The 20,992-nt window shown below is 46.8% G+C and carries 21 protein-coding genes; 15 read left to right on the top strand and 6 right to left on the bottom strand.

The features are described from left to right. The first annotated feature begins 3 nt into the window (after positions 1 to 3). Complete coding sequence (locus LJF29_RS15410; protein WP_229149435.1) at positions 4 to 1,224, top strand: cytochrome P450, cyclodipeptide synthase-associated; 1,221 nt, start codon at positions 4 to 6, stop codon at positions 1,222 to 1,224. 37 nt (positions 1,225 to 1,261) lie between these two features. On the opposite strand, the gene LJF29_RS15405 is transcribed toward LJF29_RS15410, so the two are convergent. Then, positions 1,262 to 1,735: a MarR family transcriptional regulator gene (locus LJF29_RS15405; RefSeq protein WP_010332028.1), complete on the bottom strand. Its 474-nt coding sequence runs from the start codon at positions 1,733 to 1,735 to the stop codon at positions 1,262 to 1,264. A 164-nt stretch (positions 1,736 to 1,899) separates the two neighbouring features. Here LJF29_RS15405 and LJF29_RS15400 point away from each other — a divergent pair, with 164 nt between their 5' ends. Continuing rightward, the gene (locus LJF29_RS15400) at positions 1,900 to 5,775 is read left to right on the top strand and encodes a metallophosphoesterase (protein ID WP_229149433.1); all 3,876 of its coding nucleotides are present in this window, start codon (positions 1,900 to 1,902) and stop codon (positions 5,773 to 5,775) included. Between the two features lie 20 nt (positions 5,776 to 5,795). Here LJF29_RS15400 and LJF29_RS15395 read toward each other — a convergent pair whose 3' ends face one another. From LJF29_RS15395 to nagA, 3 genes are read right to left on the bottom strand one after another with little or no spacing between them, the layout of a single operon-like run. Continuing rightward, positions 5,796 to 6,527 (bottom strand): GntR family transcriptional regulator, encoded by a 732-nt coding sequence (locus tag LJF29_RS15395; protein ID WP_229149432.1) that lies wholly within the window; start codon positions 6,525 to 6,527, stop codon positions 5,796 to 5,798. 13 nt (positions 6,528 to 6,540) lie between these two features. Further along, positions 6,541 to 7,269 (bottom strand): glucosamine-6-phosphate deaminase, encoded by a 729-nt coding sequence (gene nagB, locus LJF29_RS15390; RefSeq protein WP_229149430.1) that lies wholly within the window; start codon positions 7,267 to 7,269, stop codon positions 6,541 to 6,543. Further along, entirely contained in the window at positions 7,266 to 8,456 is a 1,191-nt protein-coding gene (gene nagA / locus LJF29_RS15385; RefSeq protein WP_229149429.1) for an N-acetylglucosamine-6-phosphate deacetylase, read from the bottom strand. The genes nagB and nagA overlap by 4 nt, the downstream gene beginning before the upstream one ends. Positions 8,457 to 8,640: 184 nt before the next feature. Here nagA and hprK point away from each other — a divergent pair, with 184 nt between their 5' ends. The 5 genes from hprK to hprF are packed head-to-tail and all read left to right on the top strand — an operon-like array spanning position 8,641 to position 12,530. Continuing rightward, positions 8,641 to 9,573 (top strand): HPr(Ser) kinase/phosphatase, encoded by a 933-nt coding sequence (gene hprK, locus LJF29_RS15380; RefSeq protein ID WP_010332023.1) that lies wholly within the window; start codon positions 8,641 to 8,643, stop codon positions 9,571 to 9,573. Positions 9,574 to 9,586: 13 nt separating this feature from the next. Next, positions 9,587 to 10,396, top strand: coding sequence for a prolipoprotein diacylglyceryl transferase (gene lgt, locus LJF29_RS15375; protein ID WP_229149424.1), 810 nt, complete (start codon positions 9,587 to 9,589; stop codon positions 10,394 to 10,396). Positions 10,397 to 10,419: 23 nt separating this feature from the next. Continuing rightward, positions 10,420 to 11,358 carry a nucleoside recognition domain-containing protein gene (locus tag LJF29_RS15370; RefSeq protein WP_229149422.1) on the top strand — a complete coding sequence of 313 codons (939 nt, stop codon included), beginning with the start codon at positions 10,420 to 10,422 and terminating at the stop codon, positions 11,356 to 11,358. After that, a complete protein-coding gene (ppaX, locus tag LJF29_RS15365) occupies positions 11,355 to 12,005 on the top strand; it encodes a pyrophosphatase PpaX (protein WP_229149420.1) in 651 nt (216 codons plus the stop codon). The genes LJF29_RS15370 and ppaX overlap by 4 nt, the downstream gene beginning before the upstream one ends. 3 nt (positions 12,006 to 12,008) lie before the next feature. Then, complete coding sequence (hprF, locus tag LJF29_RS15360) at positions 12,009 to 12,530, top strand: acyltransferase (protein ID WP_229149418.1); 522 nt, start codon at positions 12,009 to 12,011, stop codon at positions 12,528 to 12,530. 20 nt (positions 12,531 to 12,550) lie between these two features. Here hprF and LJF29_RS15355 read toward each other — a convergent pair whose 3' ends face one another. Both LJF29_RS15355 and LJF29_RS15350 read right to left on the bottom strand, forming a co-directional pair. Then, complete coding sequence (locus tag LJF29_RS15355) at positions 12,551 to 13,216, bottom strand: pectate lyase (RefSeq protein WP_229149415.1); 666 nt, start codon at positions 13,214 to 13,216, stop codon at positions 12,551 to 12,553. Between the two features lie 249 nt (positions 13,217 to 13,465). After that, positions 13,466 to 14,215: a C39 family peptidase gene (locus tag LJF29_RS15350; protein WP_229149414.1), complete on the bottom strand. Its 750-nt coding sequence runs from the start codon at positions 14,213 to 14,215 to the stop codon at positions 13,466 to 13,468. 247 nt (positions 14,216 to 14,462) lie between these two features. Here LJF29_RS15350 and LJF29_RS15345 point away from each other — a divergent pair, with 247 nt between their 5' ends. Genes LJF29_RS15345 through hisIE form a run of 8 tightly spaced genes read left to right on the top strand, consistent with a single transcriptional unit; the run spans position 14,463 to position 20,878 of the window. Next, on the top strand, positions 14,463 to 15,638 hold the full coding sequence (locus LJF29_RS15345; RefSeq protein WP_229149413.1) for an ATP phosphoribosyltransferase regulatory subunit: 1,176 nt from the start codon (positions 14,463 to 14,465) through the stop codon (positions 15,636 to 15,638). After that, positions 15,631 to 16,272 carry an ATP phosphoribosyltransferase gene (gene hisG, locus LJF29_RS15340; protein WP_229149409.1) on the top strand — a complete coding sequence of 214 codons (642 nt, stop codon included), beginning with the start codon at positions 15,631 to 15,633 and terminating at the stop codon, positions 16,270 to 16,272. Before LJF29_RS15345 ends, hisG begins: the two co-directional genes overlap by 8 nt. Then, positions 16,269 to 17,552 carry a histidinol dehydrogenase gene (gene hisD, locus LJF29_RS15335; RefSeq protein WP_229149407.1) on the top strand — a complete coding sequence of 428 codons (1,284 nt, stop codon included), beginning with the start codon at positions 16,269 to 16,271 and terminating at the stop codon, positions 17,550 to 17,552. Before hisG ends, hisD begins: the two co-directional genes overlap by 4 nt. Then, a complete protein-coding gene (hisB, locus tag LJF29_RS15330; protein ID WP_229149406.1) occupies positions 17,549 to 18,133 on the top strand; it encodes an imidazoleglycerol-phosphate dehydratase HisB in 585 nt (194 codons plus the stop codon). Before hisD ends, hisB begins: the two co-directional genes overlap by 4 nt. Continuing rightward, a complete protein-coding gene (gene hisH, locus LJF29_RS15325) occupies positions 18,134 to 18,772 on the top strand; it encodes an imidazole glycerol phosphate synthase subunit HisH (RefSeq protein WP_010332012.1) in 639 nt (212 codons plus the stop codon). Continuing rightward, positions 18,769 to 19,506 (top strand): 1-(5-phosphoribosyl)-5-[(5-phosphoribosylamino)methylideneamino]imidazole-4-carboxamide isomerase, encoded by a 738-nt coding sequence (gene hisA / locus LJF29_RS15320; RefSeq protein ID WP_229149404.1) that lies wholly within the window; start codon positions 18,769 to 18,771, stop codon positions 19,504 to 19,506. The genes hisH and hisA overlap by 4 nt, the downstream gene beginning before the upstream one ends. Then, a complete protein-coding gene (hisF, locus tag LJF29_RS15315; RefSeq protein WP_229149402.1) occupies positions 19,503 to 20,261 on the top strand; it encodes an imidazole glycerol phosphate synthase subunit HisF in 759 nt (252 codons plus the stop codon). The genes hisA and hisF overlap by 4 nt, the downstream gene beginning before the upstream one ends. Beyond that, positions 20,258 to 20,878, top strand: coding sequence for a bifunctional phosphoribosyl-AMP cyclohydrolase/phosphoribosyl-ATP diphosphatase HisIE (hisIE, locus tag LJF29_RS15310; protein ID WP_229149400.1), 621 nt, complete (start codon positions 20,258 to 20,260; stop codon positions 20,876 to 20,878). Before hisF ends, hisIE begins: the two co-directional genes overlap by 4 nt. The last annotated feature ends 114 nt before the right edge of the window (positions 20,879 to 20,992 follow it).

The raw sequence follows: 20,992 nt of genomic DNA, 5'->3' as shown, positions 1-20,992 counted from the left end.
AACATGAATCAATCGATTAAAATGTTTAGCGTGCTGTCTGATCAATTTCAGGAAGATCCATATCCTTATTTTTCTCAGCTGCGGGAGGAAGATCCTGTTCATTATGAAGAATCAATAGACAGTTATTTCATAAGCCGTTATCACGATGTTCGTTATGTCCTGCAGCATCCTGATATTTTTACGACAAAATCACTTGTGAAACGTGCTGAGCCGGTCATGCGGGGTCCTGTACTGGCCCAAATGCACGGGAAAGAACACTCGGCTAAACGAAGAATCGTGGTGAGGAGCTTTGTCGGAGATGCATTGGAACATCTTACACCATTAATTAAACAAAATGCAGAAAACTTGTTAACCCCTTATCTCGAAAAGGGAAAAATCGATCTGGTGAACGATTTTGGAAAGACGTTTGCTGTATGTGTCACAATGGACATGCTTGGTCTGGATAAAAAGGACCACGAAAAAATCGCCGAATGGCATAGCGGTGTTGCCGATTTTATTACGAGCATATCACAGACCCCAGAAGCACAGGCCTATTCCTTGTGGTGCAGTGAACAGCTCTCACGCTATTTAATGCCGGTTATCGAAGAACGCCGTGTCAACCCGGGATCAGACTTAATTTCCATCCTATGTACATCTGAATATGAAGGCGTGGCCATGTCCGACAGGGATATACTGGCGCTGATTCTCAATGTGCTGTTGGCGGCCACTGAACCAGCTGATAAGACGCTGGCCCTTATGGTGTATCATTTGCTCAACAATCCTGAACAAATGAATGATGTATTGGCTGATCGTTCTCTAGTGCCCAGGGCTATTGCGGAGACTCTTCGTTATAAACCGCCGGTCCAGCTGATTCCGCGGCAGCTTTCCCAAGATACTGTTGTCGGCGGTATGGAGATCAAAAAGGATACGATTGTTTTTTGTATGATCGGAGCAGCTAACCGTGATCCAGAAGCGTTTGAACATCCTGATATGTTTAATATTCACCGGGAAGATCTCGGCTTCAAGAGCGCATTTAGCGGCGCCGCGCGGCATCTCGCTTTCGGGTCTGGCATTCATAACTGTGTAGGAGCAGCTTTTGCCAAAACCGAAATTGAAATAGTGGCCAATATTGTTTTGGATAAGATGCGGAATATCAGATTAGAGGAAGGTTTTCACTATGCTGAGTCCGGTCTGTATACCCGCGGCCCTGTTTCGCTTCATGTTACGTTCGACAGTACCCAATAAGAGTGACAGGTCTCTCCCGAATGCGGGCGGGGCCTTTTTACATATGTTTGACCCAAAGTTTGAAAAACGCAGTCACCGTTTTTAAATCGTCAATAGTAAATTCATTGAAGAGCTGCGTGTATTGCATCTTTGCTTTTTCATGAAGCTGCTCATGGAACGCCGCGAGCTCTTGGCCGCTCTCGGTTAACGTATAATAAATTTCTTTTTTGTTGCCGGGTTTTTTGGATACATTGATGATATTGTGTTTCAGCAAAGCTTGAATCGCTTTCGAAACAGCTGCTTTTGAAATGTGTAACTGTGATGATAAGAAGCTGTTGTTTACATTATGTCTAGTATGTATGTAGGACACAATATGAAGCTGGGTCAGTGTCCAGTTTTTTCTGGGATGTTTATGGTCTTCTGACGGCATGTCATGGGAGGGAAGCTGTACCTTTTGATAGACGTGCTTGTCTCTTTTTAATGCGAACTCCTGTATGGTTTGAAATAATTCATTATGAATGCTGTTATCCATCAATCTGCCTCACTGATTTTATCGTTAACCGGTTAACTACTTTTAGTTTACTGGATAATAGTGGAACTTTCAAGAGACCGGTGTCTTTTTGTTCTTTTTACACAAAAATTAACTCATAAGCTTCCCTGTTCAGACGCAAAATACGTGAAAAGGGAGGTGTCGTGATGAGAAAATACACAGTCATTGCTTCTTTATTATTATCTTTTCTGTTTGTTCAGTCTGGCGGCCATCATGAAGCGAAGGCCTTGCCTGTCATAAAGCAGGAACCGTTCCAAACGCCTCATTACATACCCTTGCTTGAAAACCCTCCTCAAATTGAAGTGAAGGCTGAAATGAAGGGCAACCTGATCATTCAGGCGCATGTGCGTGACAGTGAGTATCAATCGTTTTCTGCCTTTTTGTTTTATAAACAAAGCAATGAACTGGGCTATAAAATGGTGCCGATGGACCCAACCCCCGGAGCTGTCCGCCAGTTTTTGGCGCAAATACCGAAGAGGTCAATCTGGAATAGCGAGCTCGAGTATTACATTGTGTTCTCGAATGGAAAGCAGCGGGTGGAGTCAGAAACGAAGACACTGAAGCTGGATGGATATCAGGCTGACCTCGCCCATATCCCGGAGCTGCTGATCACCGAGCTTGCGGTTGATACGAAAAATACCGGACGTACAGACGGTTATGAATTTATTGAGGTATATAATACAACCGACAGAACAATTGATTTTAAAGATTATCACATTCGCTACCGCTATCCGAAGGAAGGGCCGGACTCCGACCTGATTTGGAGACCTGATCAGCGGGTCGTCATTCCGTCTGGAGAAACCTGTGTATTTTGGCTCAAGCCTGCCGGACATCCTGAGTTGACAGCGGATGATTTTAACCGGCACTATCAGACACATTTGAGAGAAGGGGAAAATCTGCTGGTGCTGGATGGAACAGAGGGCATGGCGAATACCCGGCCGCGTGCGGTCGCGATATCGACGAATACAGGAAAGGATATTTCAGTTGCGCACTACCGGAAACATGCGCTGCGCCGCCTGTCGTCTGTGCTTTATAAATACCCTCTCGATGGAACAGCGGAACTGCTCAACATTTCAATAGCAGAAAAAAATCCGTCGCCAGGTTCGGTTTTACAGGCGCAGGTGCCAGAGCAAAAACGTAAAGTGAAGCTTGATAAAGAAAAGCCGGTTATAGAGGATTTAACAGACCGCAAGCCTGTCCGCCCGGCTGAAAGCATTGAACTGCGGGCTGACATACGTGACCGCAGTTTAGTGAGAACGGCCGCCTTTTATTATCGGACAGATGAAAACAAACCGTTCAAACGCATTTTCGCTGAAAAAGACCGCAACGATCATTTGTACCATTATATTGTCTACTCGCCTGAACTGATCGGGAAGGATCAGCTTGAGTATTACGTTGTAGCCGGTGACGGGATCAATGAAGCAAAGACGCCTGTCAAAATGATTGATATTAAGCAAACAAGCAAGTCGCACGGTTTGCGGATGAATATAGAAAACAGAGATACACTGTCAGGGACACAGTTTCTCAAAGCGACCACGGACGGGCGGACTGACAGCATTAAGCTCTGGATTGACGGAAAAAAACAACAGACAGAGCCCGCCATGGAAAAAGAAGTATATTTTGCGTTCGACACCCGAAAAACGAACCTTTACTTTAAAAATGCTGTAACGATGGACGGCAAGGTTTTAAAAGTCTTCGATGATACGACAAATAAATACCGCACTTACTCTGTCCCTCTGCCGGAGACGCTGCTTCAAAAAGGGAAGCAGCTTCAGCGTATCACGATACGATCGGGTTCAAAGGTATCTCCGTTTGATACGGCTGAAAACCGTGATGATTTTTTAGTCAAAAATGCCCGATTGGTATTATCGGATGGAACGGTGATCAGGGACGAGCGTATTTCTCCCGAGAAGGAGCTTTTTATTGGGGATAATCAGCGCTCGAATAAAAGCTGGCCGTTTCAATTTCATCTGCCTGACGGACTGTTTACATCGCAGCTGCTGAAGTGGGATACAGAGAAGCTGACTGAAGGCGCCCATCATATTGCAGTAAGCGACGGGAATGAAAACCTGAGCTTTGTTGTGCGGGTTGATAATTCAGGGCCGCACATCGAATCGAATGTGACGGACGGACAGACGTATAAAGGAAACCTGGTGCTGCAGGCAGATATGTTTGATAAATGGAGCAAAATAGAGGAAACAGAGGCATTTTTAGATGGTGGTAGCATTACGCTCCCATATCATACGTCAACTTCTGAGCTGTCTCCGGGCAAACACACGCTGAAAGTCTCAGCAACAGATTTGGCTGGCAATAAAACGGTTATTGAGCGGACGTTTAAGACAGAGCGGGAGCATCCGGACCAGCCGGAAATTGTAAATAGCGATGCCGATACGCATAAAGCCAAGCTTTCGGTGCGGGTGAAGGATCCGACGAATGATGCGATGGATGTGTCCTTTTACAAAGGCTTTCAATATACGGCGCAAAACAGAAATAGTGTGAAAATTTTCAAGCATGCATCACTGACTGAACCTCCAAAAAGCTTTATGCCGGAAAGCGAGACGCCGTTTACCAATGAAGAAATGAATCGGGTGTCAGGAGCTGACGGTAAAACAGTAATAACGGAAGAGAAGGAGCTTTTTCCTTATCACCATTTTGAAGTGACGGTTGACCCGTCCGTTGATGAGAATGATTTAGCTGAAGCCGTTTGGCGAGGAAGCTCTCTGCCAGGGAGAAAAGTGACAATGTATGCTTGGAATTACCGGACAAGCCAGTGGCAGCCGATTGACAGCTTCGTTGCCAAAGATGACAAACAGTTCACGCTGAAGGCGTCTGTCATCGCTTCCGATTATGTACGGAAATCTAAGATGAATATCATTGTTCAGGACGAAATTCCTCCTGCGAAGGATATGTATTCCTTTGTCTGGATGTCAGACACGCAGTATTATGCAAAAAGCTATCCGCATATTTTTGATAAGCAGACTATATGGATCAAAAATAACCAAAGGAAGCTGAATATGAAATACGTGTTTCACACAGGGGACATTGTAGATGATTCCGCGGATATCAGACAGTGGAGAAACGCTGATCAATCAATGCGAGTCCTGGACAACAGCGGAATTCCTTACGGCGTGCTGGCCGGAAACCACGATGTCGGTCATAAGGACGGCTCCTACAGGGCGTTTGGCAAATACTTTGGCAGCCGCCGTTTCGATAAGAGACTGCACTATGGAGAATCCTACAAAAATAACCGCGGGCATTATGACCTCATATCAAGCAGCGGCAATGATTATATCATGCTGTACATGGGTTGGGGCATCACAGACGAAGACATCGCATGGATGAATCAAGTGCTGAAGAAGCACCCTGACAGGATAGCTGTTTTAGCTTTTCATGAATATTTACTCGTTAGCGGAAACAGAAGCCCGATCGGCGAGAAAATTTTCAAAAAAGTTGTCAAGCCGAACCCGAATGTCGTGATGGTGTTAAGCGGACATTATCACAGCGCGATGAGAAAAACAGATGAGCTGGATGATGACGGAGATGGAAAACCGGATCGTCTCGTCCATCAAATGCTTGCTGATTATCAGGGCGGGCCAGAGGGCGGCCAAGGATATTTGCGTTTGATGCAGTTTGACCAGGCAAACAATGTGGTGCATGTATCCACATACTCTCCGTATTTGGATGATAAAAACTTTTATGATACAGATAGTTACGGCAACAAGGATGAGTTTACGCTGGAACTTGATCTGAAGCCAAGAATGAAAAGAGTAGAAACCGATTATTTTGAATGTAATGTCTATACAAACGAACAGCTCGGAAAACGCGAGAAAGTGAAAAGCGGGGAAAACGCCGAATTCCTTTGGGAGAATCTAGAGCCGAATTCTGTTTATTATTGGTACACCATTGTGGAAGACAGCTATAACGGAAAAACGAAATCACCGATCTGGAAGTTCAAGACGAAAAAAGAAACCTATCGTCCAGCGCCAGACCAATTTGATTTTCGCCGTGTCTCCAATCCTTAAAAAAGGGGTTGGAGACTTTTTTATGACAGCCGATCCATGTAATGGACAAAAGTATAACGGTCACCCCTGTATACAGATTTTACATGCTCAAAAGCAGTACCGTTCTGCAAATACGTTGTTCGTTTAATCAACAGGACTGGCGCCCCCTCTTGGATGCCGAGCAAGTTTGCTTCATCCTGTGTTGCGGCACTCGGTTCAAGCTCTTGTTTGGCGCGGGAAATCGGCGTGCTGTTGTACCTTTCAATATGCTCGTAAATTGACGACTTGAAATGAGACGGATTTAATTCACCTGCCAGTTCAAATGGGATGTGTGAGGCTTCAATCGCCATAGGAATATCATTCGCCAGCCGAACCCGTGTGATTTTGTGGATGCGGGACGGGTGCCCGCATCCTAGTAAGGCGGCCAGCTCCTCAGTCGAATCGATAAGCTGATAATCGATGAGCCTGCTGCTCGGCCTCATGCCGCGGCTTTTCATATCTTCTGTAAAGCTTGTAAGCCCTTGGAGCGCTTGTTCCATTTTTAGCTTGCTGACAAAGGTGCCCCGGCCTTTCTGACGATAGAGAAAACCTTCATTGACCAAATTAGAAAGCGCTTGGCGCACCGTCATCCGGCTGATCCCGAATTGCTCGGCATATTCCCGCTCGGAAGGAAGCGGCATATCCGGCTGCAGCTCTCCGCTCTTTATTTGGGCTTTTACTTGCTCCATAATCTGATAGTAAATAGGGATAGGAGATTGTTTATCGATATTCATAGCGAAAATCCTTTCAATGCCTGAATCCCGCGGCTTCTTGATCAATCAAAACCGAAACGTTAGGATGCAGGTGCAAAGCGGACGCAGGGAATTCCTCGCTGACTTGTCCGTCCAGCAGCCTTTTTGCAGCTTCGGCTTTGCTTGTGCCGGAGATGAGCAGAAGAATCCGCTTGCTTGAGAGAATCGTTTGAATTCCCATTGTAACGGCTTTTTTTGGCACCTTGTCAATGGAGGTAAAATATCTGGCATTGGCCTGACGGGTTTGTTCATTTAATGCCACGACATGTGTGCGGGACTGGAATGATGTCCCCGGTTCATTAAAGCCGATATGTCCGTTTCGGCCGATGCCGAGAAGCTGAATGTCCGCTCCGCCAAGTGATTCAATCAATTGTTCGTAGCGTTTGCACTCGGCTTCCAAGTCAGTTGCGTTTCCATCAGGGATAAAATGCCGGCTCGGTTGACTATCGATATGCTGGAAGAAACGCTCATTCATATAGCAGTGATAGCTGTTTGGGTCATCACCGGAAAGGCCGGCGTATTCATCTAAGTTAATCGTGGTGATGTCTTGAAAAGAAAGATTCTCTGTTTGGTGCAGGCGGATCAGCTCGCGGTACGTGCCTTCCGGTGTCCCGCCTGTCGCTAAACCGAGAACGGCATCAGGCTTTCCCCTGACTGTTTCAGCCACAATTCCGGCAGCTTTTTGGCTTAATGCCTCATACGATTGACATTCGATTACTTTCATATATGATCAGCCTCCTTGGATATAAATGCAATGTTTCCGCGGCAGATGGTGAGAAGCACCTCACATTCACTGCTGACAATTACAAGATCCGCATCTTTTCCCTCTGTTATACTGCCTTTTCGGTCAAAGATGCCAAGCTGTTTGGCCGCGTTTGCTGAAGTTATATTAGCTATATCCGTCCAAGAGCAATTCGTAAACGCGCGCATATGCTGTGCGCCTTCATTCATTTTTAAAATCGAACCGGCAAGCGTCCCATCCGGAAGAAGAGCTGTTTTCCCCTTTACTGTCACACTTTGTCCGCCGAACTCGTAGACTCCGTCTTTCAGTCCTTTCGCCCGCATTGAATCGGTGATCAATATAAGCTTGCTGCTGCCTTTTGCTAAAAAAGCAAGCTTTGCCGCTAACGGATGGGAGTGGATACCGTCGGCAATAAGCTCTGTGACATAACCCTCATGGGCGAGGGCTGTGCCGATCACTCCGGGTTCACGATGATGAAACGGGCTCATCGCATTGTATAAATGAGTCATATGGCTGGCGCCTGCTTCAAAGGCTTCCAAAAGTAATGCGGAGTCTGCATCCGTGTGTCCCATTGACGCGATAATCGACTCATCTTTTAAATAACGGATCAGCTCAAAATGTTGATCCTCCTCCGGTGCAAGCGTGACGATTTTGATCAGCCCCCCTGCCTCCTGCTGCCATTTCTTGAAAAGTGCAAGATCTGAGGGCCTAATCCATTCCTTTGGCTGCGCTCCGGCCCTTTTAGGTGAAACAAAGGGACCCTCTAAATGAATTCCGATCAATTCCGCACCTAATGAAGAGGAATCCTCCGCAGATTTCCAATCCCTCGCGTTTACCAGTGCTTGAGAAATTTGGCCGTGTTCCTGTGTGATGGTTGTCGCTAAAAAACTCGTTGTGCCTTCCTCGGGCAGCCTTGAGGACATGGTATCGAGCGCGGAAAAGCTCGCATCCATTGTATCCGCGCCATAGCCGCCGTGGATATGAATATCAATCATCCCCGGAAGCAACACGGCATCCCTTGGGCCTTGAATTTCCTTTGCGTATTGCTCTATTGGCCGTTCTGCTGAGACAGCGCTTATCTTTCCATCCTTGACCCCAACATAGCCGTTTTTAATCACTTCATTTTCTGTCACGATACTGATGCCGCTGAGAAGAAGACTATCTGCCATAATTGATCCGCCTTTCTGGAATATATGAATACGTTTATTTTACCCCTTTTCAGACTAGTGATCTAGACCAGCAGACACGTTTGCCAGTCTTTTATAAAATCTGTTTTAGGTTCAAGCCCGAAAGTGATAAAATGAAATTATTGTTGAGCAAGCTCGGGTTATCCCGGAACAGGAGGAACATATCGTGGCAAAGGTTCGGACAAAAGATGTAATGGAACAGTTTCATTTGGAATTGATCAGCGGAGAAGAAGGAATTAACCGCCCGATTACGATGAGTGATTTATCAAGACCAGGCATTGAAATTGCCGGATATTTTACATATTACCCTAGGGAGCGCGTACAGCTTCTGGGGAAAACAGAGCTTTCTTTCTTTGAACAGCTGCCGGAAGAGGATAAAAAGCAGCGCATGGACTCTCTATGCACGGATGTAACACCAGCTATTATTCTGTCTAGAGATATGCCTATCCCGCAGGAGCTGATTGACGCTTCTGAGAAAAATGGCGTGCCTGTCCTCAGATCGCCGCTGAAAACGACAAGGCTGTCAAGCCGATTGACCAACTTCCTAGAAAGCAGACTTGCGCCAACCACAGCCATTCACGGTGTGCTTGTCGATATATATGGCGTCGGAGTGCTGATCACAGGGAAAAGCGGCGTCGGAAAAAGTGAAACCGCGTTGGAGCTTGTGAAAAGAGGCCATCGCCTTGTTGCTGATGATTGCGTTGAAATTCGGCAGGAGGATCAGGATACCCTTGTCGGAAACGCCCCTGAGCTCATTGAACATCTGCTTGAAATTAGAGGGCTCGGCATTATTAACGTCATGACGCTGTTTGGTGCCGGTGCGGTCAGAAGCAACAAACGAATTACAATTGTGATGAATCTTGAACTCTGGGAGCAGGGCAAGCAATACGACCGTCTCGGACTCGAGGAAGAAACAATGAAAATCATTGATACAGAAATTACAAAACTCACGATCCCTGTCCGTCCGGGACGAAATCTCGCGGTCATTATTGAAGTGGCTGCTATGAACTTCAGATTGAAGCGGATGGGCTTAAACGCCGCTGAGCAATTTACCAACAAGCTGGCGGATGTCATTGAAGACGGTGAACAAGACGAATAGGAGTTGGCAATAAATGAATGAAGCGATAGAACCACTCAATCCGATAGCGTTTCAGCTAGGGCCGTTAGCCGTCCATTGGTACGGAATCATTATCGGTCTCGGTGCTTTGCTGGGGCTTTGGATTGCCATGAGAGAAAGTGAAAAACGAGGGCTGCAGAAAGATATTTTTATCGATCTCGTCCTTTTTGCGATCCCAATTGCGATTATTTGCGCGCGGATTTATTACGTTGCATTTGAATGGGATTATTATGCCGAACATCCGGGAGAAATCATAAAAATCTGGAAGGGCGGCATCGCGATTCACGGCGGCTTAATCGGTGCCATTTTGACAGGCTATGTCTTTTCAAGAGTGAAAAACATTTCTTTCTGGAAGCTTGCGGATATCGCGGCGCCGAGCATTTTGCTTGGTCAGGCGATCGGCCGCTGGGGAAACTTTGTCAATCAAGAGGCACACGGGGAGGCGGTCAGCAGAGCCTTTTTAGAAAACCTGCACCTGCCTGAGTTTATCATTAATCAAATGTACATCAACGGACAATATTATCATCCTACTTTTTTATATGAATCACTATGGAGCTTTGTCGGCGTTATTATACTGCTTCTTTTGCGCAGAGCGAATTTGCGGAGAGGCGAGATGTTTTTAACCTATATCATTTGGTATTCAATCGGAAGGCTCTTTATTGAAGGAATGCGGACTGACAGCTTAATGCTGACGAGTTCGCTTCGCATCGCTCAGGTGATCTCAATTGTATTAATTGTTTTGGCTGTGGCGGCCATCATCTTCAGACGCGTCAAGGGGTACTCGGCGAAGCGGTACGCAGAGTAGACGGTAGCAAAGGGGGATGAGGGATGAAGAAGATTTTTCTGGCCGGTCTTGCGGCAGGTCTTCAGACAACATGGACACTCGGTAAAGTCATTTTTCCGGTGACACTGGTAGTCACTTTGCTTCAGCATACGCCTGTCATGGATTGGCTGGTAAGGCTAATCACACCGGTGATGGGCCTGTTCGGTCTCTCAGGCGAAGCGGCGATTCCGCTTGTGCTTGGAAATATGCTGAATCTGTACGCGGGGATTGCCGGGATATTGACACTGGATTTATCCGTGAAGGAAGTTTTTATCTTAGCGGTCATGCTTTCATTCTGTCATAACTTGATTATCGAATCGACAGTCGCAGCAAAGGTCGGAATCAGGATTGGCGTCATATTGGCAGTGCGCATTGGTTTGGCAGCTGTTTCTGCAATCGTCATTAATCTCATCTGGCATGGCGGGCAGGAAATGGCGCAGTACGGTTTTATTGCTTCAAAGGGTGATGCGCCTGACGGCTGGCTGGCGATGCTGGCCGAGGCTTTAATGAAAGCCGGTCTTGGTGTGTTGCAGCTGGCGGCGATTGTAATCCCGCTGATGATCATCATTCAATTTATGCGAGACTTAGGCTGGCTGCATACGTTTTCTAAATGGCTGTCTCCGTTTACACAGATGCTGGGCATGAATAAAAATACCTCCATGACAATGGTAGCCGGCTTGACAATCGGCCTTGCCTACGGAGCGGGTGTCATGATCAAAGCAGTCGAAGATGACGGCGTTGGCAGGCGCGACATAACACTGGCCTTTATATTTCTCGTTGCCTGCCATGCTGTCGTTGAAGATACACTTGTCTTTATTCCGCTTGGCATTCCGGTTTGGCCGCTTCTGCTGATTCGAGTCACCACGGCCGTGCTGCTGACGATGGCGATATCGTATACGTGGAAAAAATGGAAACCCTCAGCGGTTGGAAAGGAAGCAGTATGACTGATCATCAAGTAACGACGATTCTGTTTGATTTAGACGGGACCCTTATTAATACAAATGAGTTAATTATCGCGTCATTCTTGCATACGCTGGAGCATTATTACCCGAGCCGCTATAAACGTGAGGATGTGCTTGCGTTTATCGGCCCGTCTCTTTTTGAAACGTTTTCTTCCATGAATGCTGAGAAAACTGAAGATATGATCAGCATGTACAGAACATACAATCACCAGATGCATGACACACTTGTCACCGAATATGAAACGGTTTATGAAACGCTTGATGAGCTAAAAAAAGCGGGCTTTACATTAGGAATTGTGACAACAAAGTTAAGGGATACTGTCAATATGGGCCTTAAGCTAACGGGAATCGGCGGTTTTTTCGAAACTGTTGTTACACTTGATGATGTCACGATGGCAAAGCCTGATCCCGAGCCTGTCCTGCTGGCGCTGAAGCAGCTGGGAAGCGAGCCTGCTGAAGCCATCATGGTCGGTGACAACTATCACGATATTCTGGCGGGTAAAAACGCCGGTACAAAAACAGCCGGTGTCGCATGGACGATTAAAGGGCCGGATGCGCTGGCGAAGCATGAGCCAGACTATATGCTAGAGAAAATGAGTGATCTATTACAAATCGTTGGAGTGAAGTAATCTGTGAGAAAAACAGACCGGCATCCGGTATCAGGAGCTAACTCACTGTGGCATGTCTATCAAACGGTGCCTTTTTTGAAGGTAGTGAAGAATTTCATTGTCATTCAAATTGCGAGATATACACCGTTTATAGGAATGAAAAACTGGCTGTACCGTACGTTTTTGCGGATGAAGGTCGGAAAGCAGACATCCTTTGCCCTCATGGTGATGCCCGATATTATGTTTCCGGAAAAGATCTCAGTCGGAACGAATTCAATCATCGGATACAATACGACCATTTTGGCTCATGAGTATTTAATTCAGGAGTATCGAACCGGTAAAGTCCTGATCGGAGACGAAGTGATGATCGGCGCCAACACGACCATTCTGCCAGGCGTGGAAATAGGGAATGGCGCGATCGTATCCGCTGGAACGCTTGTCCATAAGGATGTGCCAGCCGGGGCATTTGTCGGCGGAAATCCGATGAAAATCATATACACGAAGGAAGAAATGCAGGATAGAATAAAAAGCCCGCGGATCAAATAACCGCGGGCTTTTTCTGTATATTAAAATTGGGTATTGTTTTTTTCCGTTACATGCTGGACGCCGATCCATTTCTTGCCGACGTTGGAGTATCTTGTGTTCGTCATGGTGACAGTGCTCGTTTTACTGTCCGTACGGAAAATCGCTTCCTTCATGTTTGTGATGGTGCATCTGTCGATAATAACATCGGTATGGAAAGTCGACCCGCCCAGCTGTCTTATAAACTTTCCGCCGTTATCCGCAGTGAAGTTTTTCACTGTAAACGTGCTGGCTTTATTGATTTGAAAGATTTTATCAGAAGCTTTTTGAGCAGAACCGCCGTCAATGGTTACTTTTCCTTCCTTCTTCACAGTTAACGCGTCCTCTCCAACATCTTCCCACGTCACATTCTGAATGTTAACGTTTCCATAAGTGTGCACGCCATCAGCAGCAGGAGCGCCGAGCACTACATTTTTCAGAGTTGCTCCGTCTTCCACACGAAAAACAGGCTTTTGGTTTTCAGACTGGCTTCCGTCACCCAATTCTTTTCCTGCTATAAACCGCTGTCCCTTCCCGTCATATGTTGTATTTTTTGGCACGATAATGGTTTCATGAACCACTTTGTCAGCTGCATAAGCAGTTAATGTCTGAAACTGGCTGAAGCCCATAACCAAACTGAACATAAATAGGATAGACACGATTTTTTTCAATGCTAAAATCCTCCCCGGATATCTTTAGTTTTGTAAGAGAAGCGTCAGCATCTTGCACCGGCTTCTCTCACATAGATCGGGGCAAGGCTGAATCTGTATTAATCATAAAAATAGCCCGCCTGAAAGTAAAGATAAATTTGGATGATAAATGGAAAATGCGTCATTGTTACCTAATTTAAACATCAAGCATGAATATTGTCGTATTTGCTCAGGAGAGAGCATATGGAAAGCTTGTGAAAACGGGCAGCTTTACTTTTGAACGGCTACGGCTTGGCTGCCCATTTGCACCCATGCTTTTTCAAAGCTGGTCCGGTCTGTTTTTCTGTTTTTATAGCCATAAGGGTCATTCACATAGACGTAATTTTCATCATAACCCGTGACGGCGACACTGTGTTCGCTGTACGTGATATCGATCGTTCCGTTTGGCGTTTTCCATGTCTGCATGTTGTCAACAGGTGTAAAGTTGGCTGTCGTGATAACCCAAACCGGGTTGCCTTTCTCAAGCTGCTCATAAACAGCAGAGATGCTTTTTCCTGTCAGATCAGAAACGTTGTCCCCCGCATAGGTTTTAGCGAGCTGATAGATCGGGCCGTGATAGACACCTAGCCCCGGGCCGTTCGCCATATCACCGACAAATCCGTCATTCGGATCACCTTTTAATCCGCTGCTGTATGTCAAAGGCACTGTTGCGATCTGGTTTGCCAGTGTATTCTTTGTCACGTTGTATCCCGCATAGTTCAGCACCATAGCAAGGCTCGTCACCTCACAGCCATTATAGAGTCTTGGGGCATCCATCTGATTGAAAAGCGTGACGTCCAGCGGCTCGGCGCTTCCTCTCAGTTTCTTCTCTTTGTTTGCAGCTGTTTCAGATTCATTCTTCGTTGCACCTATATCAATTTTGAAAAACGAAATATCTATATCTTTTGCATATATTTTGATGCCGAAGAAAATGACAGCAGAAAGTATGATCAGTACACATAACGTTCGCAGTGTTTTCATTTTTAACTCCTTGTTCTCTATTTGATTTGTATTATAGCATGCCAAACATAAAGAATTTGAGATATGACTGACCTTTCATTCTTTATTCATGATTTTTTCATATTTAGGAGGAGGATTTCTGAATGATACATATTTGTGAAAAAGTTAAGGATTGATTTCCATTCTTTCATCTGCTAACATATTATCATATTAGCGAACTAAAGGATTCGGAATTTTCCTTCAAACAATGACGGAGGTGCTCGGGTTGATGTTTATGTTTGAAAAACCGCACGGCATGAGAGATACACTGCCCGGTTTATATGAAACGAAAAATAAGGTGAGGCAATCGTTAACCGATATGATAGATAAATGGGGCTATCAATTTATGGAAACACCTACGCTGGAGTTTTACGATACGGTTGGTGTGCAGTCAGCAATTGAAGAGCAGCAGCTGTTTAAGCTTCTGGATCAGGATGGCAAGACACTGGTGCTTCGGCCGGATATGACAGGGCCGATCGCAAGGGTGGCGGCTTCAAAGCTGCTGAAACATGATCATCCCCTCAGAGTCGGCTATGCGGCAAATGTGTTCAGAGCCCAGGAACGCGAGGGCGGACGTCCTGCCGAGTTTGAGCAGGTTGGAGTGGAATTGATTGGTGATGGCACGACAAGTGCGGATGCAGAGGTTATTGCCTTAGTAGTCGGTGCGTTAAAAAATGCCGGCCTGACTTCATTTAAAATTGCAATCGGCCACGCAGGCATTGCAGATGCCCTGTTTGTCGAGGTGCTCGGGAATATTGAACGCGCAGACGTGCTCCGGAGGTTTTTATATGAAAAGAATTATGTCGGCTACAGAGAGCACGTCAAATCTCTTCCGCTTTCCTCCATTGATAAAAACAGGTTACTGGAGCTTCTCGAATTGCGGGGCAGTATAGAAGTATGCGAGCGTGCAGAAGAAATCGTCGATTCAGTGCAAGGAAAAAGTGTGGTTGATGAACTGAAGGCACTGTGGGAGATTCTTGAAGACTACGGATGTACGGAAAATGTCCGTCTTGATCTGAATATGGTCAGCCATATGAGCTACTACACTGGGATTTTATTTGAAGTGTACGCGGAAAGTGTCGGCTTTGTGATTGGCAGCGGCGGGCGTTATAACAAGCTTCTGGGACATTTTAATTCACCAGCGCCGGCGACGGGTTTTGGGCTCCGGATTGACCGAATGATTGAAGCGCTTCATATGAAAGACGAACCCAGTGAAATCGATGCTGTCATTTTCAGCAAAGAGCAGAGGGTGCAGGCCATCGCTTTTGCGAATGAAGAGCGTTTGAAAGGAAAAAAAGTTGTTCTTCAGGATTTACTGGGGATTGAAAATATTGATCAGATGACAAAATCATTTGCAAATGTCACTTATTTTATCGGTGCCAGAAAGGAAGAGCAAAATGGGTAAGTTACTCACAATGGCCATGCCGAAGGGGCGAATATTTGAAGAAGCAGCAGGGCTGCTGCGGCAGGCGGGATACAAGCTGCCGGAAGAGTTTGAGGATTCCAGAAAACTGATCATCGATGTGCCGGAGGAAAATCTCCGCTTCATTTTGGCAAAGCCGATGGATGTGACCACATATGTGGAGCACGGCGTGGCAGATGTCGGAATTGCGGGGAAGGATGTCATGCTGGAGGAGGAGCGCGATGTATATGAGGTGCTGGATTTGAAAATCAGCAAATGCCATCTCGCGGTTGCCGGACTCCCCGATACCAACTGGAGCGGCGTCGCGCCGAGGATTGCGACAAAGTATCCGAATGTAGCTTCCGGTTATTTTAGAGAGCAGGGAGAGCAAGTCGAGATTATTAAGCTGAACGGCTCAATCGAGCTTGCTCCTCTTATCGGGCTTGCGGACAGAATAGTCGACATCGTATCTACGGGACAGACGCTTAAAGAAAACGGACTCGTTGAAACAGAGCATATTTGTGATATTACCTCCCGCTTTATCGTCAACCCTGTAAGCTATCGCATGAAGGACGATGTCATCGACGAAATGGCGTCCCGTTTATCTCTTGTTGTGGAAGGAGAAACGGCAAAATGAAAATCAAAACCATTAGCGGCGCGGATCGGCTTTCTCTCAAGCGGTCAATTGATGCCGGAACGGAAGAACAAAGAAAAGCGGTCCGATCCATTATTGAACATGTAAAAGCAAATGGTGATCAGGCCGTTCGTGACTACACGGCCAAGTTTGACGGCATCAAGCTCGACAGCGCATTGGTCACAACAGAAGAAATTGAAGAAGCATACAGCTTGCTGGATCCCCAGCTGCTGCAGGTGATCAGGCGAGCGATCAAAAACATTACTGAATATCACGAAAGACAGCTCCAATCTTCCTGGTTTTATCACAGAAAGGATGGCACAATGCTGGGACAGAAAGTGACGGCACTTGATTCTGCCGGCGTTTATGTGCCGGGCGGAACTGCCGCATATCCGTCATCTGTTTTGATGAATGTCATTCCGGCGCTTACAGCGGGCGTGGAAAGAATCGTTCTTGTCACACCACCGGGAAAAGACGGACGGCTGTCTCCGGGAGTCTTAGCCGCAGCTGCTGAGCTGGGCATCAAAGATATATACAAAATGGGAGGGGCTCAAGCAATTGCGTCGCTGGCATATGGGACAGAAACCATTGAGCCGGTCGATAAAATTACAGGCCCGGGAAATATATTTGTAGCACTTGCCAAACGAGAGGTGTTCGGTGATGTCGATATTGATATGATTGCCGGACCGAGTGAAATCGTCGTGTTGGCTGATGAAACAGCTATCCCGCGGGAAATTGCCGCTGACCTGCTGTCACAGGCGGAACACGACATGCTCAGCTCATGTGTGCTTGTCACAGATTCCATGCCGCTGGCTGAGGCCGTTTCAGCCGAGGTGAACGAGCAGCTTAAAACCTTGCCGCGCAGAGATATTGCGGAAGCTTCAGTGAGAGATTATGGATCTATTTATGTGGCTGAAACGATAGATGAAGCGGTCAATACAGTCAATACGCTCGCCCCGGAGCATTTAGAAATCATCACACAGTCTCCCGAAGCTTTGCTTGGCAATATTAAGCACGCGGGTGCAATTTTCTTAGGCCGATACAGCCCTGAACCAGTCGGAGATTATTTTGCCGGACCGAACCATGTGCTTCCGACGAATGGAACGGCCAGATTCTCAAGCCCATTAAACGTCACGGATTTTCAAAAGAAATCGAGCATTATTTCTTACAGCCAATCAGCCTTTGAAGAACATGCGGAAAGCATTGCAGCTTTTGCCAGACTGGAAGGATTAGAAGCGCATGCCAGGTCAATCGAAGCGAGAGAACGGAGGAATTCGAAATGAGAAAAGCGGAACGCGCCAGAACAACAAATGAAACGGATATAGAACTGTCATTCGCAATAGACGGTGAAGGACAAGCAGAAATCAAAACAGATGTGCCGTTTATGACGCATATGCTGGACCTGTTCACAAAACACGGGCAATTTGATCTTTCCATTCATGCAAAAGGTGATGTCGATATTGATGATCACCACACAACTGAAGATATCGGCATTTGCTTAGGGCAGGCTTTGCTTGAAGCACTAGGCGATAAAAAAGGCATCAAACGCTACGGCTCGGCGTTTGTGCCGATGGATGAGGCGCTTGCTCAGGTAGTGGTTGATTTAAGCAATCGGCCGCACTTGGAAATGCGTGCTGACTTTCCTGCAGCGAAAGTCGGAACTTTCGATACTGAGCTTGTACATGAATTTTTATGGAAGCTGGCGCTTGAAGCACGGATGAACTTGCACGTGATCGTTCATTACGGCACAAATACACACCATATGATAGAAGCTGTTTTTAAAGCCTTAGGACGCGCGCTTAATGAAGCGACAATGATAGACCCGCGTGTCAAAGGGATTCCGTCAACGAAAGGGATGCTGTAAATGATCGGTGTGATAGATTACGGAATGGGCAATTTATACAGCGTCTCAAAGGCGCTGGAGCGTGTCGGCGTACCGTACTTTGTTTCAGGCATTCCGGAGGAGCTGAGTATAGCCGATGCTTTCATTTTGCCGGGAGTCGGGTCGTTTGGGGACGCGATGGACAATTTGCGCAACGCCAATCTCGATCAATTCATTCATAAGATGGTGTCAGAGGGAAGATTGCTTCTTGGGATCTGCCTCGGCATGCAGCTTTTGTTTCATGAGAGCGAAGAGCATGGAACCGCTGCAGGTCTCGGTTTGTTAAAGGGAAAAGCAGTCAGGCTGAAGCCGGAAGATCAGCAGGGAAACAAGCTGAAGGTTCCGCACATGGGATGGAACCGCCTCTCCTTTCATAACGAATCTCCGCTGCTGGCCGGAGTGGAAGAAGGCTACGCTTATTTTGTCCATTCCTATTATATTGACGGAATGGATGACGACGCGCTACTGGCAAGTGCCGAGTACGGTGTGCAGGTGCCTGCGGTTGTCGGAAAAGAGAACATCTTCGGCGCTCAGTTTCACCCGGAAAAAAGCAGTGCGGTCGGAATGTCTATCTTAATCCAATTCACAAAAATGGCAGCAGAACAGAAGGTGAAAAAATGAGTGCTTTTACATTATATCCGGCCATTGATATGAGAAACGGCAAATGCGTGCGTCTCGTTCAAGGTGATTACAGCAAGGAAACCGTATACGGCGATTCGCCGTTCGACATGGCCTCGTTATTTGCAAGTGAGGGGGCTGAATGGATTCATCTAGTTGATCTTGACGGCGCGAAGGAAGGAAAAAAAGTAAATGACCGCCATGTCATCGAAATTGTACAAAAGCTCAATCTGAAAGTCGAAATCGGCGGCGGCATTCGTTCGGAAAGCGACGTCTACGATTACTTATCGGCAGGAGTCGATCGCGTGATCCTGGGAAGCTCCGCTGTTTCTGATCCGCCGTTTGTGAAAAAAATGCTGAAAGAGTATGGTGAAAGGATAGCCATCGGGCTGGACGCAAGAAACGGATTTGTTTCAACAGAGGGGTGGCTGGAAACCTCAAGTCTTAAGGCGGCTGAACTCGGCAAAGAGCTCGCCAACGAAGGCGCAGAAGTTTTTATTTTTACTGATATCGCCACAGACGGGATGCTGTCAGGCCCCAATATCGAAAGTACAGTGGAACTCGCGAAGGAAACCGGAAAATCTGTCATCGCCTCTGGCGGAGTCAGCTCTGTGGCGGATCTTGAAGCTCTTGCCCGTTATCATGCGAATGGGGTTTCTGGAGCCATTATCGGAAAAGCGCTGTATACCAACCAGTTTACACTTGGCGAGGCGCTTGAAAGGATGAAGGGGAAATGATAACAAAACGGATTATCCCATGTCTTGATGTGAAAGAAGGGCGCGTTGTCAAAGGGATTCAATTTCTTGAGCTGAAGGATGCCGGCGACCCTGTCGAGCTGGCGGAAGTATACGACCAGGAAGGCGCGGATGAACTGGTGTTTCTTGATATTTCCGCTTCGCATGAAGGCCGTAAAACGATGGTTGACGTCGTAGGGCAGGTTGCTGCAAAGCTTGCGATTCCGTTTACAGTCGGAGGCGGCATCAATCAGCTTAGCGATATGAAAACGATTCTGCGTGCCGGCGCGGACAAAGTTTCTGTAAACACGGCAGCTCTTCTCCGTCCCGAGCTGATTACCGAAGGCGCGGCGTTTTTCGGATCTCAATGTATCGTACTCGCCATAGACGCCAAGTACGACGAAACATCTGACTCATACAAGGTCTACACGCACGGCGGCAGAAAGAAAACGGATTGGGAAGTTACAGCGTGGGCGAAGGAAGCCGTCAAACGCGGAGCCGGAGAAATCCTGCTGACCAGCATGGACTCAGATGGGGAGAAAAAAGGCTTTGACCACAGGCTGACAAAGCTCGTGTCAGAAGCTGTTCCGGTTCCTGTCATCGCCTCAGGGGGAGCAGGAAACGCGCAGCATATGCTCGAGGCTTTTACAAAAGGAGAAGCGGACGCCGCGCTGGCTGCCTCCATTTTCCACTATAAAGAAACATCAATTAAAGAAGTGAAATCATATTTGAAAGAGTACGGGGTGAATGTGAGATGAAACAGGCAGATGAACTGCGTTTTAACGAAGACGGATTAATCCCCGCCATCGTGCAGGACGCGGCAAGCAAAGAAGTGCTGACACTTGCATATATGAACAGGGAATCATACGAAAAAACAATGGAAACAAAAGAAACATGGTTTTACAGCCGCTCGCGGCAGGAGCTATGGCACAAGGGAGAAACATCGGGGAATACGCAAGCCGTCAAAGGCATCCGATATGACTGCGACCAAGATGCACTGGTCGTGCTTGTAGAACCGTCCGGTCCGGCATGCCACACCGGCAGCTACAGCTGTTTCACAAAGGAACAGACAGAAGAACAAACCTCCGGCCGATTTGACATCATAAGTGAGCTGGAGCGCGTCATTGCAGAACGCCAAGCTGAAATGCCTGAAGGAGCTTACACCACTTACCTCTTCCAAGAAGGCGTAGATAAGATTTTGAAAAAAGTCGGCGAAGAAGCATCAGAAGTCATCATCGCCGCCAAAAACCGTGACCACGAGGAACTGAAATGGGAAGCGGCAGACCTGCTGTATCATCTCCTTGTTCTGCTCAGAGAACAAGCATTGCCGCTGGATGATGTGCTTGAAGTGCTGAGAAAACGCCATTCTGAATAGTAAATGGAAAGAGCCTATGGATAAAGGCTCTTTTTTGTTATAAGTAAAATGTAATGGGTATTTTGTAATGACACAGGTGTTTCACATTCCGAATGGATAAAAGAAGGTCAAAAC

Source organism: Bacillus sp. LBG-1-113, from assembly GCF_020708615.1.
In the GTDB taxonomy this organism is placed as follows: domain Bacteria; phylum Bacillota; class Bacilli; order Bacillales; family Bacillaceae; genus Bacillus; species Bacillus mojavensis.
This window is presented reverse-complemented; position numbering and strand designations above follow the sequence as displayed.

Bases quoted from the DNA above. Each gene is read 5' to 3' on its own strand.
- LJF29_RS15370 (WP_229149422.1), top strand. From the start codon at position 10,420: ATGAAGAAGATTTTTCTGGCCGGTCTTGCGGCAGGTCTTCAGACAACA.
- nagA (WP_229149429.1), bottom strand. From the start codon at position 8,456: ATGGCAGATAGTCTTCTTCTCAGCGGCATCAGTATCGTGACAGAAAAT.
- lgt (WP_229149424.1), top strand. From the start codon at position 9,587: ATGAATGAAGCGATAGAACCACTCAATCCGATAGCGTTTCAGCTAGGG.
- hisB (WP_229149406.1), top strand. From the start codon at position 17,549: ATGAGAAAAGCGGAACGCGCCAGAACAACAAATGAAACGGATATAGAA.
- nagB (WP_229149430.1), bottom strand. From the start codon at position 7,269: ATGAAAGTAATCGAATGTCAATCGTATGAGGCATTAAGCCAAAAAGCT.
- hisIE (WP_229149400.1), top strand. From the start codon at position 20,258: ATGAAACAGGCAGATGAACTGCGTTTTAACGAAGACGGATTAATCCCC.
- LJF29_RS15395 (WP_229149432.1), bottom strand. From the start codon at position 6,527: ATGAATATCGATAAACAATCTCCTATCCCTATTTACTATCAGATTATG.
- LJF29_RS15400 (WP_229149433.1), top strand. From the start codon at position 1,900: ATGAGAAAATACACAGTCATTGCTTCTTTATTATTATCTTTTCTGTTT.
- hisH (WP_010332012.1), top strand. From the start codon at position 18,134: ATGATCGGTGTGATAGATTACGGAATGGGCAATTTATACAGCGTCTCA.
- hisA (WP_229149404.1), top strand. From the start codon at position 18,769: ATGAGTGCTTTTACATTATATCCGGCCATTGATATGAGAAACGGCAAA.
- LJF29_RS15345 (WP_229149413.1), top strand. From the start codon at position 14,463: ATGTTTATGTTTGAAAAACCGCACGGCATGAGAGATACACTGCCCGGT.
- hisG (WP_229149409.1), top strand. From the start codon at position 15,631: ATGGGTAAGTTACTCACAATGGCCATGCCGAAGGGGCGAATATTTGAA.
- LJF29_RS15405 (WP_010332028.1), bottom strand. From the start codon at position 1,735: ATGGATAACAGCATTCATAATGAATTATTTCAAACCATACAGGAGTTC.
- LJF29_RS15410 (WP_229149435.1), top strand. From the start codon at position 4: ATGAATCAATCGATTAAAATGTTTAGCGTGCTGTCTGATCAATTTCAG.
- hisD (WP_229149407.1), top strand. From the start codon at position 16,269: ATGAAAATCAAAACCATTAGCGGCGCGGATCGGCTTTCTCTCAAGCGG.
- ppaX (WP_229149420.1), top strand. From the start codon at position 11,355: ATGACTGATCATCAAGTAACGACGATTCTGTTTGATTTAGACGGGACC.
- LJF29_RS15350 (WP_229149414.1), bottom strand. From the start codon at position 14,215: ATGAAAACACTGCGAACGTTATGTGTACTGATCATACTTTCTGCTGTC.
- hisF (WP_229149402.1), top strand. From the start codon at position 19,503: ATGATAACAAAACGGATTATCCCATGTCTTGATGTGAAAGAAGGGCGC.